The sequence below is a fragment of the Pseudomonas sp. TH39(2020) genome, assembly GCF_016650715.1.
GTDB lineage: Bacteria > Pseudomonadota > Gammaproteobacteria > Pseudomonadales > Pseudomonadaceae > Aquipseudomonas > Aquipseudomonas mandelii_C.
Window position 1 is genome coordinate 2047347 of record NZ_JAEKFF010000006.1, and the last position, 13762, is coordinate 2061108.

Here is a 13762-nt window from a genome sequence, read left to right on the forward strand (position 1 = left end):
GGGAATGCCATGCGTAGGTTATCCACAGCAATGACGGTCGGGCTTCTGGCTCTGGGCAGTGCATCGGCGTATGCCGATCAGAGTTGCGAGACGGTGAAAATGGCCGACCCTGGCTGGAGCGACATTGCCGCGACCAACGCCATCACCGGGTTTCTGCTGGACGGCATGGGCTACAAGGCCAAGGTCGACACGCTTGCAGTGCCGATCACCTTTGGCGGCTTGAAAGATGGCCAGGTCGACGTGTTTCTCGGTAACTGGATGCCGGCGCAACAGGGTTTCTACGACAAATTCGTGGCCACCGGCGATGTCACGCAATTGGCGAAGAACCTCGACGGCACCGAATTCACGCTCGCGGTCCCGGATTACGTCTGGGACGCGGGTGTGCATACCTTTTCCGATCTGAACAAATACGCCGACAAATTCGACAAGAAGATCTACGGCATCGGCTCCGGCGCTCCCGCCAATATCTCCTTGCAGGAAATCATCAAGAAGAACGATTTCGACATGGGCCAGTGGAAACTGGTCGAATCCAGCGAGCAGGCCATGCTGGCCGAAGTGTCTCGCGCGGTGAAAAAACAGAAGTTCGTGACCTTCCTCGGCTGGACCCCCCACCCGATGAACGTGCAACTGAAAATGCACTACCTCAAGGGCGGCGAGAAGTACTTCGGGGACACCGGCAGTGTTCACACCTTGACCCGCAAAGGTTATGCACAGGCCTGCCCGAACGTTGGCAAACTGCTCACCAACCTGAGTTTCACCCAGGAGATGGAGAACAGCATCATGGCCGAGGTGGTGAACAAGAAGGTCAGCAATGCTGATGCGGCCAAGGCGTGGATCAAGGCTAATCCGGCTGTGCTGGATAAGTGGCTGGACGGGGTGAAGACAGTGGATGGGAAGGATGCGCTGGGGGCGGTGAAAGCCAAACTCTGAACCAGTGTGGGAGCGAGCCGGCTCCGGGCGGCGTTCCGACGAAGGGGCCATCAGATCCGACATTCATGTCGACTGACACTCCGCATTCGCGAGCAGGCTCGCTCCCACAGCCGGAACGATCAGCGGCTAGTCCTGCTACCCTTGCGCAAACCCCCACCCGAGAGGACCCATGGCCTTCCCAAGCCGCCATTCGCTCTTCCCCTTCCTTAGCTGGTTGCCGCGGCAAACCCGCACCAGTGTCGGTCGTGACCTGATTGTCGGCCTGAGCGGCGCGATTCTCGCGCTGCCGCAATCCATTGCCTACGCGCTGATCGCCGGTCTCCCACCTGAATACGGTCTATACGCGGCGATTATCCCGGTGCTGATCGCGTGTCTCTGGGGTTCTTCGTGGCACTTGATCTGCGGTCCTACGGCGGCGATTTCTATCGTCTTGTACGCCAGCATCAGTCCGCTGGCCGTTCCTGCGTCAGATGACTACGTCACCCTGATCCTGCTTCTGACGCTGCTTGCCGGCATTTTCCAGTGGCTGCTCGGTTTGCTGCGCTTCGGCGCCTTGGTGAATTTCGTCTCGCACTCGGTAGTGCTGGGTTTCACCCTCGGCGCGGCGGTGGTGATTGCCATCGGCCAACTGCCAAACCTGCTGGGGCTGGAATTGCCCAACCAGGCAACAGCGCTGAACAGCTTGATGATGCTGTTCAGCCATCTCGGCGAAGTGGATAAACCTTCGTTAATGCTGGGCTTGGCGACGGTCATCGTGGGCGTGATCCTCAAATGGCTCCTGCCGCGCTGGCCGACACTATTGATCACCCTGGTGCTGAGCGGCTTGCTGGTCTGGCTCTGGCCATCAATGCTGGGTCATGTGAAGTTGGTCAGCGCATTTGTCGGGCGGCTGCCGCCCTTCAGCCCGCTGCCGCTGGATCTGGACCTCATTCTGCGCCTGTTACCTAGCGCGGTGGCGGTGGGCATGCTCGGGCTGGTCACCAGTCTGTCGATTGCCCGCTCCTTATCGGCCCGCTCCCAGCAGTTGCTCGACGCCAACCAAGAGGTCCGCGCCCAGGGTTTATCGAACATGGTCGGTGCGTTTTTTTCCGGATCGCTGTCAGCCGGTTCCTTCACCCGCTCGGGCCTGAGCTATGAAGCGGGTGCCTGCTCGCCAATGGCCGGCGTTTTTTCGGCGTTGTGGGTGGCGCTGTTCGCCATCTTCGGCGCAAATTTGATCGCGCACATTCCGATCCCGGCCATGGCCGGCAGCATTTTGTTGATCGCCTGGGGGCTGGTGGATCATCGCGGCATTCGTGCGTTGTTGCGGGTCAGCCACGCCGAGTTCCTGGTCATGGCGCTGACCTGTGTCGCCACGCTGCTGCTGGAATTGCAGACCGCGATCTACGCCGGGGTGCTGGCTTCGCTGTTCTTCTACCTCAAACGCACCTCGCAACCGCGAGTTCAGCATTGGCGTGATGGGGATGAAGACATTCTGCGGGTTGGCGGTTCGATCTTTTTCGGCGCCAGCCATTACCTGCAAGTACGCCTGCAACGGATGCACGGCGCGCGCGTGGTGATCGAAGCGCAGCAAATCAACTTCATCGACTATTCAGGGGTGGAAATGCTGCATCAGGAAGCGCGACGGCTGCTGCGCCAGGATCGCAGCCTGACCCTGCGCGGCGCGCGGCCACCGGTGGTGGAGGAGTTGAGGAAGCTGGAAGGGGCCGAGAAATGTCCCATAAGGTTCGAAGACTGATCCGGAATCGGTGTCGCGGTCATTCGCGAGCAGGCTCGCTCCCACAGATTTTCGGTGATCCCCTGTGGGAGCGAGCCTGCTCGCGAAGCCTTTAAAGGGCCAGTTGCCGACGCAACTCGGCCAGCACCGGCGCCGTATCCGGGCGCACGCCGCGCCACAGGAAGAACGCTTCTGCCGCTTGTTCAGCGAGCATCCCCAAGCCATCCATCGACACCGCCGCGCCATGTTCACTGGCCCAACGGCAGAATGAGGTCGGCTCCTTGCCGTACATCATGTCGTAGCACACCGTTTTGCCCGGCTCGATCAAACTGCTGGCAATCGGCGGTACTTCGCCTGACAGACTGGCGGACGTCGCGTTGATGATCAGGTCCACCGACTCCTTCAACCAATCAAAACCACTGGCCGACACCGGCCCCAGGTCCGCGAACAATTCCGCCAACAGCTCAGCTTTTTCCACCGTGCGGTTGGCGATGATCACCGAAGCGGGTTGCTCGGCCAACAACGGCTCCAGCGCACCGCGCACCGCGCCACCGGCACCGAGCAGCAGGATGCGCTTGCCCTTGAGGCTGAAACCGGCGTTGACCGTCAGGTCCCGCACCAGTCCGGCGCCATCGGTGTTGTCGCCCAGCAGGCTGCCATCAGCGAGTTTGCTCAGGGTGTTCACCGCACCGGCGCGTTGCGCCCGCGCCGTCAGACTGTTCGCCAGACGATAGGCCTCTTCCTTGAACGGCACAGTCACATTCGCCCCGCGGCCTTCGAGGAAAAACGTCCGGGCGCACGTGGAAAAGTCGTCAAGGGGCGCCAGCAACGTGCTGTAGTCGAGTTTTTGAGCTGTCTGTTCCGCGAACAGACGGTGGATCAGCGGCGACTTGCTGTGGCCAATCGGGTTACCGAATACGACGTAACGGTCCATCAGGATTCCTCGTTCAGGCCTTGGCCAACCAATCGCGGTCTTGCAGGAAGTACTCGGTCAGCCGTGCTTCTTCGCTGCCCGGCTCGGCTTTCCAGTCGTAACCCCAGCGTACTTGCGGCGGTAGAGACATCAGGATCGACTCGGTACGCCCGCCCGATTGCAGACCGAACAGCGTGCCGCGATCGTAGACCAGGTTGAATTCAACGTAACGCCCACGGCGGAATTCCTGGAATTCACGCTGTTTGGCGGTAAACGCATCATTTTTGCGGCGCTGCACGATCGGCAGGTAGGCGTCGATGAACGCATCACCGATGGCACGCATGAAGGCAAAACTGGTGTCGAAGTCCCACTCATTCAAGTCATCGAAGAACAGGCCGCCGATGCCGCGCGGTTCGTGGCGATGCTTGATGTGGAAGTAGCTGTCGCACCAGGCCTTGTAGCGCGAGTAAACATCCGGACCGAACGGCGCGCAGGCCTGCTCGGCGACGCGGTGCCAGTGCACGCAGTCTTCTTCATTGCCGTAATAAGGGGTCAGGTCGAAGCCACCGCCGAACCACCAGACCGGTTCTTCGCCTTCTTTTTCAGCGATGAAAAAGCGCACGTTGGCGTGGGACGTCGGCACATGCGGGTTGTGCGGGTGAATAACCAAAGAGACGCCAAGGGCTTCGAAGCCACGGCCGGCCAATTCTGGCCGATGGGCGCTGGCGGAGGGTGGGAGACCGCTGCCGAAGACGTGGGAAAAGTTGACGCCGCCCTTTTCGATGACCGCGCCGTTTTCGATCACCCGGGTGCGACCGCCGCCACCGGCAGGCCGGGTCCAGGCGTCTTCGACGAACTGCGTGCCGCCGTCTTCAGCTTCGAGGGCCGCGCAAATGCGGTCTTGCAGGTCGAGCAGGCAGGCTTTTACGGCCTCGGTGCGGGTTGTCATGTCATCACCTTGAATCGGGCAAAGCTACGCGGCGCTCCATGGGAGCAGGGCCGGCGCAAATGGGCGCGTAGCATAACATCGCAGATGGACCTGCCGCAGTTGACGAAGATCAAGCATAGGAGTCCGATAGGGAGCTTCGCACTACACCTCTATGAAGCTAAGACCTAAGGAGAGTTCTGATGGCTAAGCGTATCCAGTTCCGCGCCCATGGCGGCCCTGAAGTACTCGAGTATGTCGATTACCAGCCCGCCGAGCCCGGCCCGCAGCAGGTTCGCGTCACCAATAAGGCCATCGGCCTGAATTTCATCGACACCTATTACCGCAGCGGTCTCTATGCACCGCCAGCCCTGCCATCGGGCCTGGGCTCGGAAGGCGCGGGCGTGGTCGAGGCGGTGGGCAGTGAAGTCACCCGGTTCAAGGTGGGTGATCGCGTGGCGTATGGCAGCGGACCGTTGGGCGCCTACAGCGATGTTCATGTGTTGCCGGAGGCCAATCTGGTGCACCTGCCGGACGCGATCAGCTTCGAACAGGCCGCCGGCGTAATGCTCAAGGGCCTGACCGTGCAGTACCTGCTGCGTCAGACCTATGAACTCAAGGGTGGCGAAACCATCCTGTTTCACGCCGCGGCCGGTGGTGTCGGTTCCCTGGCTTGCCAATGGGCCAAGGCGTTGGGCGTGAAATTGATCGGTACCGTCAGCTCACCGGAGAAAGCCGCACTGGCCAAGGCCAACGGCGCTTGGGCAACCATCGATTACAGCCATGAAAACGTCGCACAGCGCGTTCTGGAATTGACTGACGGGAAAAAAGTCCCGGTGGTGTACGACGGCGTGGGTAAGGACACTTGGCTGACTTCGCTTGATAGCGCGGCGCCTCGCGGTCTGGTGGTGAGCTTCGGCAATGCGTCGGGTGCGGTAGACGGGGTGAACCTGGGAATTCTGTCGGCGAAGGGTTCGCTGTACGTGACCCGGCCTACGCTCGCGACTTACGCCAACAACGCCGAGAACCTGCAGCGTATGGCGGATGAGCTGTTCGAGATGATCATCAGCGGCAAGCTGAAAGTGGACATCAGCCAGAAGTATCCATTGGCCGAAGCGGCGAAGGCGCAGACCGAGTTGTCGGCACGACGCACGACTGGCTCCACGGTTCTGTTGCCTTAAGGGCCTCTTCGCGAGCAGGCTCGCTCCCACAGTGGATCGGCGTCGAACACAAAATCCGTGTTCACTGAAGATCTAATGTGGGAGCGAGCCTGCTCGCGAATGGTCGCGCAGCGGTCTCAATCCGGGCGCACAACCTTGCCGGTCGCCAGATCGCGGATTACGCTCGGGTTCTTGCGTCCCCCGAGGTTACCGCCCAGCACCAAATCAACCTGCCCACGGAAATATTGCTCCACGCGAATCCGTGTGCGCGCCGCCGGCCGGCCCTGTGGATTGGCCGAGGTCGACACCAGCGGTCCCACCAACGCACACAAATCCCGCACCTGCGGATGATCGCTGACCCGCAATGCCACCGTTTCATGCACACCGGTAATCCACTGCGGCAACATATTCTGATGCGGCACCAGCCAGGTGTTCGGCCCTGGCCAGGTGCTGGCCATGCGATCCATCCACAATTCAGGAAAGTCTTCGAAGAGGAAGTCGAACTGGCGAATGTTGTCGGCCACCAGAATCAACCCTTTTTCCACCGACCGCCCCTTGATCGCCAGCAGACGGTAGACCGCCTCTTCGTCCCACGGATCGCAACCCAGACCCCAGACCGCTTCGGTTGGGTAGGCAATCACCGCGCCTGCGCGAATGGCTCGTGCGGCTTGTTGCACACGCCAACTGTTGACCATGAAAAACTCTCCGGAATAAGGCTCTGCGCAGTTTACCGATCTTCCTTATAAAACCTAGCTCACCCGCGCAAACCAGCGCCCGCTTTCGCAGACCGCACGGCCGTCCATTTCCAGCTCCGTCAGCGCTGCCAGCACTTTTGGCAAGGCCCAGCCGCTGGTGACGGACAACGCTTCACTGGTGTGGGGTGCGGCATGCAGCAGCATAAGCAACGGATGTGTCACCGTTGGTGTCGCTGTGGATAGCGGCAACCGTTGCCAGCCACGCAAGGCTTCGAGGATATGCTCGATGGTTTCCACCAGCACCGCACCGTCGCGGATCAACTGATGACAACCGCGAGCACCGGGATGATGAATCGAGCCAGGGATCGCATACACCTCGCGCCCTTGTTCCGCCGCCAGCCTCGCGGTGATCAACGAACCGCTGGCGACACTCGCCTCGACCACCAGCACGCCGAGGGATAAACCGCTGATGATTCGATTGCGCCGGGGGAAGTTGCTGGCGCTGGGACCAGCGTCCAGCGGGAACTCCGAAAGCACCGCGCTGCCCGAGGCGATCATGGCGTCTGCCAGCCGTCGATTGCGCTGTGGATAAAACTTTTCAAGACCCGTGCCAAGTACACCGACCGTTCGCCCGCCCACGTCCAAAGCGGCTTGATGCGCGGCGGCATCAATGCCCAGCGCCAAACCGCTGGTAATGACAAAACCGGCGCCGGCCAGACTGCGGGAAAAGGCCGCGGCGGTGTCCATGCCCGGCCGCGAAGCGCGACGGCTGCCGACCATCGCCAGCTGCGGTTTTTCCAGAATGCCGGGATCGCCCGCCACGAATAACAGCGGCGGCGCATCACTGATTTCCGCCAGCAGTGCCGGATAGTCAGGTTGGTCCCACATCAGTAAATGCTGACCCGGACGCTCTAGCCAGGCCAATGCATGGCTCGCGCCATCACGGATTTCACTGGAGCGCCTGGCCTCTGCGCAAGCGAGGGGCAAACCCAGCGAACGCCAGGCACTGGCCGGTGCGCTGATAGCCTTGGACGCCGAGCCGAAGGCCTCAAGCAATTTCTTGAAACGCGCAGGGCCGATTTCCGGCAGGCGATGCAAACGTAAACGAGCTTCCAGTTCCGCAGGGGAAACCGGTGCAAAAGCAGACAGCGACATGGATCATCCTTGATCGTTATGAGCCCCGTTCAAACGGGAATAAGCTGTGGATAACTCTGTTGGTAACTTGTGGAGCCTGCTAAGGATTTCGCACCTTGTCCAGCACCGCCAGGGAGCGTGATGCGTAGAGCACCAACCCGTAACTGAGCTTGTCATAGGTGCGGAAAACCATCAGCAAACCGGCGCGCTCATCCGGGATTTTCAGTGGCTGACCGGTGATCCGGTCACGCACGGTTTCACCGGTTTTCATCACCACCAACACGTTGCCTTCGACCAGGCCATCGCGCTGGCCCTTGTTCAGCGTGACCACATCCAGCGCGCCAATTTGGGTAACCCCGCGCGGCACGTCGATGATCAACCCGTTGATCTCGGATTTTGGCGCACTGGGCATGAAGGTCGAGTTGATGGAGCGCTCTTCACCGCTGAACAAGCGGTCGCCGATGCGGACTTCCTGGGTGGTGCGTTGCAGCGCCAGGGTGGCAACGTCGCCTTCGGTGGCCACAATCTCGCCACCGCCGATGTCGTCGGCATTGATCCCCAAAAATTCTTTACTGACAGGATCGGTGTAGACCTTGCCCTGACGGAAGATGCCGTAAACCGGCTGGGCCGGGTCGAAGTGGCCACGGGCGAAGATCCGGTCACCGGTGCCACTGAGCACGCGTTCGGCATCGCCGGCGACGATGTAAGGCGCCTTGTCGAAGTCCTCGACCTTGTCGACGATGCGGTTGCTCAGCAGAAAGCTGTTGATCGATTGCAGCGGAATGCTCGGGATCGCATCGGCAACCGGGCTACTGCGAATGCGTGGCGACAGCTTGATGGTGCCCCGAGACGCGCCGCGGTTGAGGGTCAGACGTGGCTGCCCGTTGACGTAAACCAGCGACAGCAAGTCGCCGGGGTAGATGAGATTGGGGTTTTCGATCTGTGGATTGGCCTGCCAGAGTTCCGGCCATTTCCACGGCTCACGAAGGAATTTCCCCGATATGTCCCAGAGTGTGTCACCGGATACCACGGTGTATTGCTGTGGAAAACCTTCCTTGAGTTGCACTTGCCCGTGCGCAAAACCGGCCGAGGCCAGAAGGAGCAAGGCGAGTAGTGATTTCCTCATGCGGTGAATCCCTTTATTATGTGCATTCGCGTAGAACGCCAGAGCCCTCGTGGCTCGCTCCTGACTCTTTACCAAAAAGAGAACGAAGCTACGTTTTACAACGGTAGCCTGCATCTTCGGACCCGCCAGGCCATCGACCCGACATTACCTCACATGTGCAGCAATTAAGCTTATGGCCATTTTAGACATCCTCGAATTTCCCGATTCGCGCCTGCGCACTATCGCCAAACCAGTGGCCGTAGTGGACGACGAAGTGCGTCAGTTGGTCGATGACATGTTTGAAACAATGTATGAAGCGCCAGGCATCGGCCTCGCCGCGACCCAGGTCAACGTGCACAAACGTATCGTCGTGATGGACCTCTCCGAAGACCGCAGCGAACCACGGGTGTTCATCAACCCCGAATTCGAAACCCTGACCGACGAGATGGAGCAATATCAAGAAGGCTGCCTCTCGGTGCCGGGCTTCTACGAAAACGTCGATCGCCCACAGAAGGTTAAAGTCAAGGCGCTGGACCGCGACGGCCAGCCTTACGAACTGATCGCCGAAGGCCTGCTCGCGGTGTGCATCCAGCATGAATGCGACCACCTGAACGGCAAATTGTTCGTCGACTACCTGTCCAATCTCAAACGCGACCGAATCAAGAAGAAACTGGAAAAGCTCCATCGCCAGAACGCTTGATGCCCTCCTTTCAAAGGCTTGCTGCGGCAAGCCTTTTTCTTTTGCGAGACCTTTTGAATGACTGAGCCACTGCGCATCGTCTTTGCCGGCACCCCGGAATTCGCCGCCGAACACCTCAAGGCCCTGCTCGACAGCCCTTACGAGATCGTCGCGGTCTACACCCAACCGGACCGTCCGGCGGGTCGCGGGCAAAAGTTGATGCCAAGTCCGGTCAAGCAGTTGGCTCTGGAAAACAACATTCCTGTGTTGCAACCGCCAACCCTGCGCAACGAAGACGCTCAGGCTGAACTGGCCGCGCTCAAGCCGGACTTGCTGGTGGTGGTTGCCTACGGTCTGATCCTGCCGCAAGTGGTGCTGGATATTCCGCGCCTGGGCTGCATCAACAGCCACGCCTCCTTGCTGCCACGCTGGCGCGGTGCGGCGCCGATCCAGCGCGCCGTCGAAGCGGGCGACAGCGAAAGCGGTGTGACCGTGATGCGTATGGAACTGGGCCTCGACACCGGGCCGATGCTGTTGAAGGTCACCACGCCGATCACCGCTGAAGACACCGGCGGCAGCCTCCACGACCGTCTGGCCGAAATGGGTCCGCCAGCCGTGATTCAGGCGATTGCCGGCCTCGCTGCGGGCACTTTGGAAGGCGAAGTGCAGGACGACAGCCTCGCCACTTATGCTCACAAATTGAACAAGGACGAAGCGCGCATCGACTGGAGTCGCCCGGCAGTTGAGCTGGAACGTCTGGTTCGCGCCTTCAATCCGTGGCCGATGACCCACAGCACGCTGAATGACGAAGCATTGAAGGTGCTGGCCGCCAGTCTCGCTGAAGGACAGGGCGCACCGGGGGAAATCCTCAGCGCCAGCAAGGACGGTTTGATCGTCGCCTGCGGTGAGCAAGCCCTGTGTCTGACTCGTCTGCAATTGCCCGGCGGCAAGGCGCTGAACTTCAGCGACTTGTTCAACAGCCGTCGTGAGAAATTCGCCGTCGGCACCATCCTCGGTCAAGCGGCGGACGCTCAATGAATCCACGTCTGGCCGCCGCCAAGGCACTCGCCGCTGTTCTTAACGGAAAAGCCTCACTCAACAGTTCCCTGCCGACACAGATGGACAAGGTCGAAGACCGTGACCGCGGCTTCACTCAGGACCTGGCGTTCGGCACCGCTCGCTGGCAGCCACGTTTGTCGGCGCTAGCGGCCAAGTTGCTGCAAAAGCCGTTCAAGGCAGCCGACGCCGATGTCGAAGCGCTGTTGCTGGTCGGTCTCTACCAGTTGCTCTACACACGGGTTCCGGCCCACGCCGCCATCGGTGAAACCGTGGGTTGCGCCGACAAGCTGAAAAAGCCCTGGGCCAAGGCCTTGCTCAACGCCGTGTTGCGTCGCGCCCAGCGGGAAAGCGAAGCGCTGCTGGCCGAGCTGGAACACGACCCGGTGGTGCGCACCGCGCATCCGCGCTGGCTGCAAAAATCCCTCAAAGCCTTCTGGCCTGAGCAGTGGGAAGCCATTTGCGCGGCAAACAACGCTCACCCGCCGATGATTTTGCGGGTCAACCGCCGTCATCACAGCCGCGATGCTTACCTCGGGTTGCTGACCGCCGCCGGCATCGCCGCCACGCCGTGTGTTTACAGTCAGGACGGCATCATTCTCGAAGCCGCTGCCGACGTGCGCAGCTTGCCGGGTTTCGCCGAAGGCTGGATCAGCGTGCAGGACGAAGCCGCGCAACTGGCCGCCGATCTGCTTGATCTGGCGCCGGGCCAACGGGTGCTCGACGCCTGCTGTGCACCGGGCGGCAAGACTTGCCACATCCTTGAAGCCGAGCCGGCACTCGCCGGCGTGGTGGCGGTGGACCTGGAAGCCAAGCGTCTGGTGCGAGTGCGGGAAAACCTCGCACGCCTGGGCCTGAGCGCCGAACTGATCGCCGCCGACGGCCGCGATACCGCCACCTGGTGGGACGGCAAACCGTTCCAGCGCATTCTGCTGGACGCGCCATGCTCGGCCACCGGCGTCATCCGTCGTCATCCCGACATCAAGCTGACTCGCCAACCCGACGACATCGCCGCACTGGCGGTGCTTCAGGGCGAGCTGCTCGATGCCATGTGGATAACTTTGGAGGTCGGCGGCATCCTGCTTTACGCCACCTGCTCCACGCTGCCGACCGAGAACACCGAAGTCATCGAAGCCTTCCTCGCTCGCACGCCGGGCGCCCGTGAACTGGACCTCGCGACTCAAGCCGGTATCAAGCAACCTCACGGTCGCCAATTGCTGGCCCAGGACGGCGGCCACGACGGGTTCTACTACGCCAAGCTGATCAAGATCGCCGCCGCGCGCGGTTAATGGGTTTTAAGGGAGTGACTGGATGAAAATCATCATCCTTGGCGCAGGGCAGGTCGGCGGTTCGCTGGCAGAACACTTGGCCAGCGAGGCCAACGACATCACCGTGGTCGACACCGACGGCGAACGCCTGCGCGACCTTGGCGATCGGCTGGACATCCGCACCGTGCAGGGCCGCGGCTCACTGCCGACGGTGCTGCGCCAGGCCGGCGCGGACGATGCCGACATGCTGGTGGCGGTGACCAACAGCGACGAAACCAACATGGTGGCCTGCCAGGTTGCCCACACCCTGTTCCACACGCCGACCAAAATCGCCCGGGTTCGCGAAGCCGCCTACCTGACTCGCTCCGAGCTGTTCGATAACGAAGCGATCCCGGTGGACGTGCTGATCAGCCCGGAGCAAGTGGTCACCAATTACATCAAGCGCCTGATCCAGCATCCGGGCGCCTTACAGGTGATCGACTTCGCCGAAGGCAAAGCCCAATTGGTGGCGGTCAAGGCGTACTACGGCGGCCCGCTGGTAGGCCAGCAGCTGCGTCAGTTGCGTGAACACATGCCGAATGTCGAAACCCGCGTCGCGGCGATTTTCCGTCGTGATCGGCCGATCCTGCCGCAGGGCGATACTGTGATTGAGGCGGACGACGAAGTTTTTTTCATCGCCGCCAAGGCGAATATTCGCGCCGTGATGAGCGAAATGCGCCGCCTCGATGAGAGCTACAAACGCATCGTCATCGCTGGCGGTGGGCAAATTGGCGAGCGTTTGGCCGAGGCCATCGAAAGCCGTTACCAAGTGAAGATCATCGAGATGAACCCGGCGCGCTGCCGTCATCTCTCGGACACCCTCGACAGCACCGTGGTGTTGCAGGGCAGTGCTTCGGATCGGGATCTACTGCTGGAAGAGAACATCGCCGACGCCGACCTTTTCCTGGCCCTGACCAACGACGACGAAGCCAACATCATGTCGTCGCTGCTGGCCAAGCGCCTGGGTGCGAAGAAGGTGATGACCATCATCAACAACCCGGCCTACGTCGACCTGATCCAGGGCGGCGACATCGACATCGCCATCAGCCCGCAATTGGCAACCATCGGCACCTTGCTGGCCCACGTGCGCCGTGGCGATATCGTTAGCGTGCACTCATTGCGCCGGGGCGCGGCGGAAGCCATCGAGGCGATTGCCCATGGTGATGAGAAGTCGAGTAAGGTCATCGGCAAGTCCATTGAGAACATCGGCCTGCCGCCGGGCACCACCATCGGCGCAATCATCCGCGACGAAGAGGTGATCATTGCCCACGACGACACCGTGATCGCTGCGGGTGACCATGTGATTCTGTTCCTTGTGGATAAGAAGCATATTCGGGATGTGGAAAAGCTGTTCCATGTGGGATTGAGCTTCTTCTGATCCGGCATTTGCGGTGGCCTGGCTGGACTCTTCGCGAGCAGGCTCGCTCCCACACGAGTGCTCGGTTGTACACAACGTTTGTATTCACTGAAGCTCAACTGTGGGAGCGAGCCTGCTCGCGAAGGCGGTCCCATTGAGACATATTGATCCCTGACACACCTCATCAAGGAATCCACTGATGATCGAATCCCTGGAAAAAATGCTCGCCAAGGGTGTGGATAACTCATTGCTGCGCTTCGGGCTGGGCAAGGGTTATCTCGATCTTGGGGAAAACGCCAAGGCCGCCGAACATTTCCAGCGTTGTGTCGAATTCGATCCGAAGTATTCGGCAGCCTGGAAGCTGTTGGGCAAGGCCCATCTGGGGCTGAAGGATTTCGCGTCCGCACGTCAGGCGTGGGAACAGGGCCTGGAAGCCGCTCGCGCCCATGGCGACAAGCAGGCCGAAAAGGAAATGACGGTGTTTCTGAAGAAGCTTGAGCGTCAGGCTCACTGATCAGAGGTATCGCAGGCCAATGCCCTCGGCATCCACCAACACCACTTCCATGCGCACCCGCGGCGCGCCTGTGGGTAAGTCCTGCACCTGACCGTACACCACCGCGCCCTTGGGCAAGGCCAACAAGCACGGATGCTTGACGTAGACACCTGTCGTCGAGAGGTTACGCGTCTGACCCAGGCATTCGCCGAAACTGTGGTGACTGATCTTGATGCGAAAAGATTTGCGGTGTTCGGACATCTTCTGCGCCCTTTATTGAACGGTTGTGGA

Annotated in this window: 14 protein-coding genes; 8 read left to right on the forward strand and 6 right to left on the reverse strand. The window is 60.7% G+C overall.

The window, feature by feature from the left end:
- Nucleotides 1–9 precede the first annotated feature (9 nt).
- Complete coding sequence (gene choX, locus JFU47_RS17070; protein WP_201184493.1) at nucleotides 10–930, forward strand: choline ABC transporter substrate-binding protein; 921 nt, start codon at nucleotides 10–12, stop codon at nucleotides 928–930.
- A gap of 169 nt (nucleotides 931–1099) precedes the next feature.
- Nucleotides 1100–2668 (forward strand): SulP family inorganic anion transporter, encoded by a 1569-nt coding sequence (locus JFU47_RS17075; protein ID WP_201184494.1) that lies wholly within the window; start codon nucleotides 1100–1102, stop codon nucleotides 2666–2668.
- 91 nt (nucleotides 2669–2759) lie between these two features.
- On the opposite strand, the gene aroE is transcribed toward JFU47_RS17075, so the two are convergent.
- Nucleotides 2760–3581 (reverse strand): shikimate dehydrogenase, encoded by an 822-nt coding sequence (aroE, locus tag JFU47_RS17080; RefSeq protein WP_201184496.1) that lies wholly within the window; start codon nucleotides 3579–3581, stop codon nucleotides 2760–2762.
- A 13-nt stretch (nucleotides 3582–3594) separates the two neighbouring features.
- Nucleotides 3595–4509 carry an oxygen-dependent coproporphyrinogen oxidase gene (gene hemF / locus JFU47_RS17085; RefSeq protein ID WP_201184498.1) on the reverse strand — a complete coding sequence of 305 codons (915 nt, stop codon included), beginning with the start codon at nucleotides 4507–4509 and terminating at the stop codon, nucleotides 3595–3597.
- A gap of 179 nt (nucleotides 4510–4688) precedes the next feature.
- On the opposite strand from hemF, the gene JFU47_RS17090 reads away from it, so the two are divergent.
- Nucleotides 4689–5666 carry an NADPH:quinone reductase gene (locus JFU47_RS17090; protein ID WP_111448163.1) on the forward strand — a complete coding sequence of 326 codons (978 nt, stop codon included), beginning with the start codon at nucleotides 4689–4691 and terminating at the stop codon, nucleotides 5664–5666.
- Nucleotides 5667–5782: 116 nt separating this feature from the next.
- Here JFU47_RS17090 and JFU47_RS17095 read toward each other — a convergent pair whose 3' ends face one another.
- The 3 genes from JFU47_RS17095 to JFU47_RS17105 all read right to left on the reverse strand — a co-directional run bounded on the left by JFU47_RS17095 (nucleotide 5783) and on the right by JFU47_RS17105 (nucleotide 8600).
- The gene (locus JFU47_RS17095; RefSeq protein WP_201184499.1) at nucleotides 5783–6340 is read right to left on the reverse strand and encodes an L-threonylcarbamoyladenylate synthase; all 558 of its coding nucleotides are present in this window, start codon (nucleotides 6338–6340) and stop codon (nucleotides 5783–5785) included.
- A 54-nt stretch (nucleotides 6341–6394) separates the two neighbouring features.
- Nucleotides 6395–7495, reverse strand: a complete 1101-nt coding sequence (dprA, locus tag JFU47_RS17100) for a DNA-processing protein DprA (RefSeq protein WP_201184500.1) — start codon at nucleotides 7493–7495, stop codon at nucleotides 6395–6397.
- A 79-nt stretch (nucleotides 7496–7574) separates the two neighbouring features.
- Nucleotides 7575–8600 carry a LysM peptidoglycan-binding domain-containing protein gene (locus JFU47_RS17105; RefSeq protein ID WP_201184502.1) on the reverse strand — a complete coding sequence of 342 codons (1026 nt, stop codon included), beginning with the start codon at nucleotides 8598–8600 and terminating at the stop codon, nucleotides 7575–7577.
- 172 nt (nucleotides 8601–8772) lie between these two features.
- On the opposite strand from JFU47_RS17105, the gene def reads away from it, so the two are divergent.
- The 5 genes from def to JFU47_RS17130 all read left to right on the forward strand — a co-directional run bounded on the left by def (nucleotide 8773) and on the right by JFU47_RS17130 (nucleotide 13492).
- A complete protein-coding gene (gene def / locus JFU47_RS17110; RefSeq protein ID WP_008155676.1) occupies nucleotides 8773–9279 on the forward strand; it encodes a peptide deformylase in 507 nt (168 codons plus the stop codon).
- 57 nt (nucleotides 9280–9336) lie between these two features.
- Nucleotides 9337–10296 carry a methionyl-tRNA formyltransferase gene (gene fmt, locus JFU47_RS17115; RefSeq protein WP_201184503.1) on the forward strand — a complete coding sequence of 320 codons (960 nt, stop codon included), beginning with the start codon at nucleotides 9337–9339 and terminating at the stop codon, nucleotides 10294–10296.
- Nucleotides 10293–11603 (forward strand): 16S rRNA (cytosine(967)-C(5))-methyltransferase RsmB, encoded by a 1311-nt coding sequence (gene rsmB / locus JFU47_RS17120; RefSeq protein WP_201184505.1) that lies wholly within the window; start codon nucleotides 10293–10295, stop codon nucleotides 11601–11603. The genes fmt and rsmB overlap by 4 nt, the downstream gene beginning before the upstream one ends.
- A 22-nt stretch (nucleotides 11604–11625) precedes the next feature.
- On the forward strand, nucleotides 11626–12999 hold the full coding sequence (gene trkA / locus JFU47_RS17125) for a Trk system potassium transporter TrkA (protein WP_140675886.1): 1374 nt from the start codon (nucleotides 11626–11628) through the stop codon (nucleotides 12997–12999).
- A 175-nt stretch (nucleotides 13000–13174) separates the two neighbouring features.
- Complete coding sequence (locus JFU47_RS17130) at nucleotides 13175–13492, forward strand: tetratricopeptide repeat protein (RefSeq protein WP_170206202.1); 318 nt, start codon at nucleotides 13175–13177, stop codon at nucleotides 13490–13492.
- Here JFU47_RS17130 and JFU47_RS17135 read toward each other — a convergent pair whose 3' ends face one another.
- A complete protein-coding gene (locus JFU47_RS17135; protein ID WP_201184506.1) occupies nucleotides 13493–13732 on the reverse strand; it encodes a PilZ domain-containing protein in 240 nt (79 codons plus the stop codon).
- Nucleotides 13733–13762: the final 30 nt, after the last annotated feature.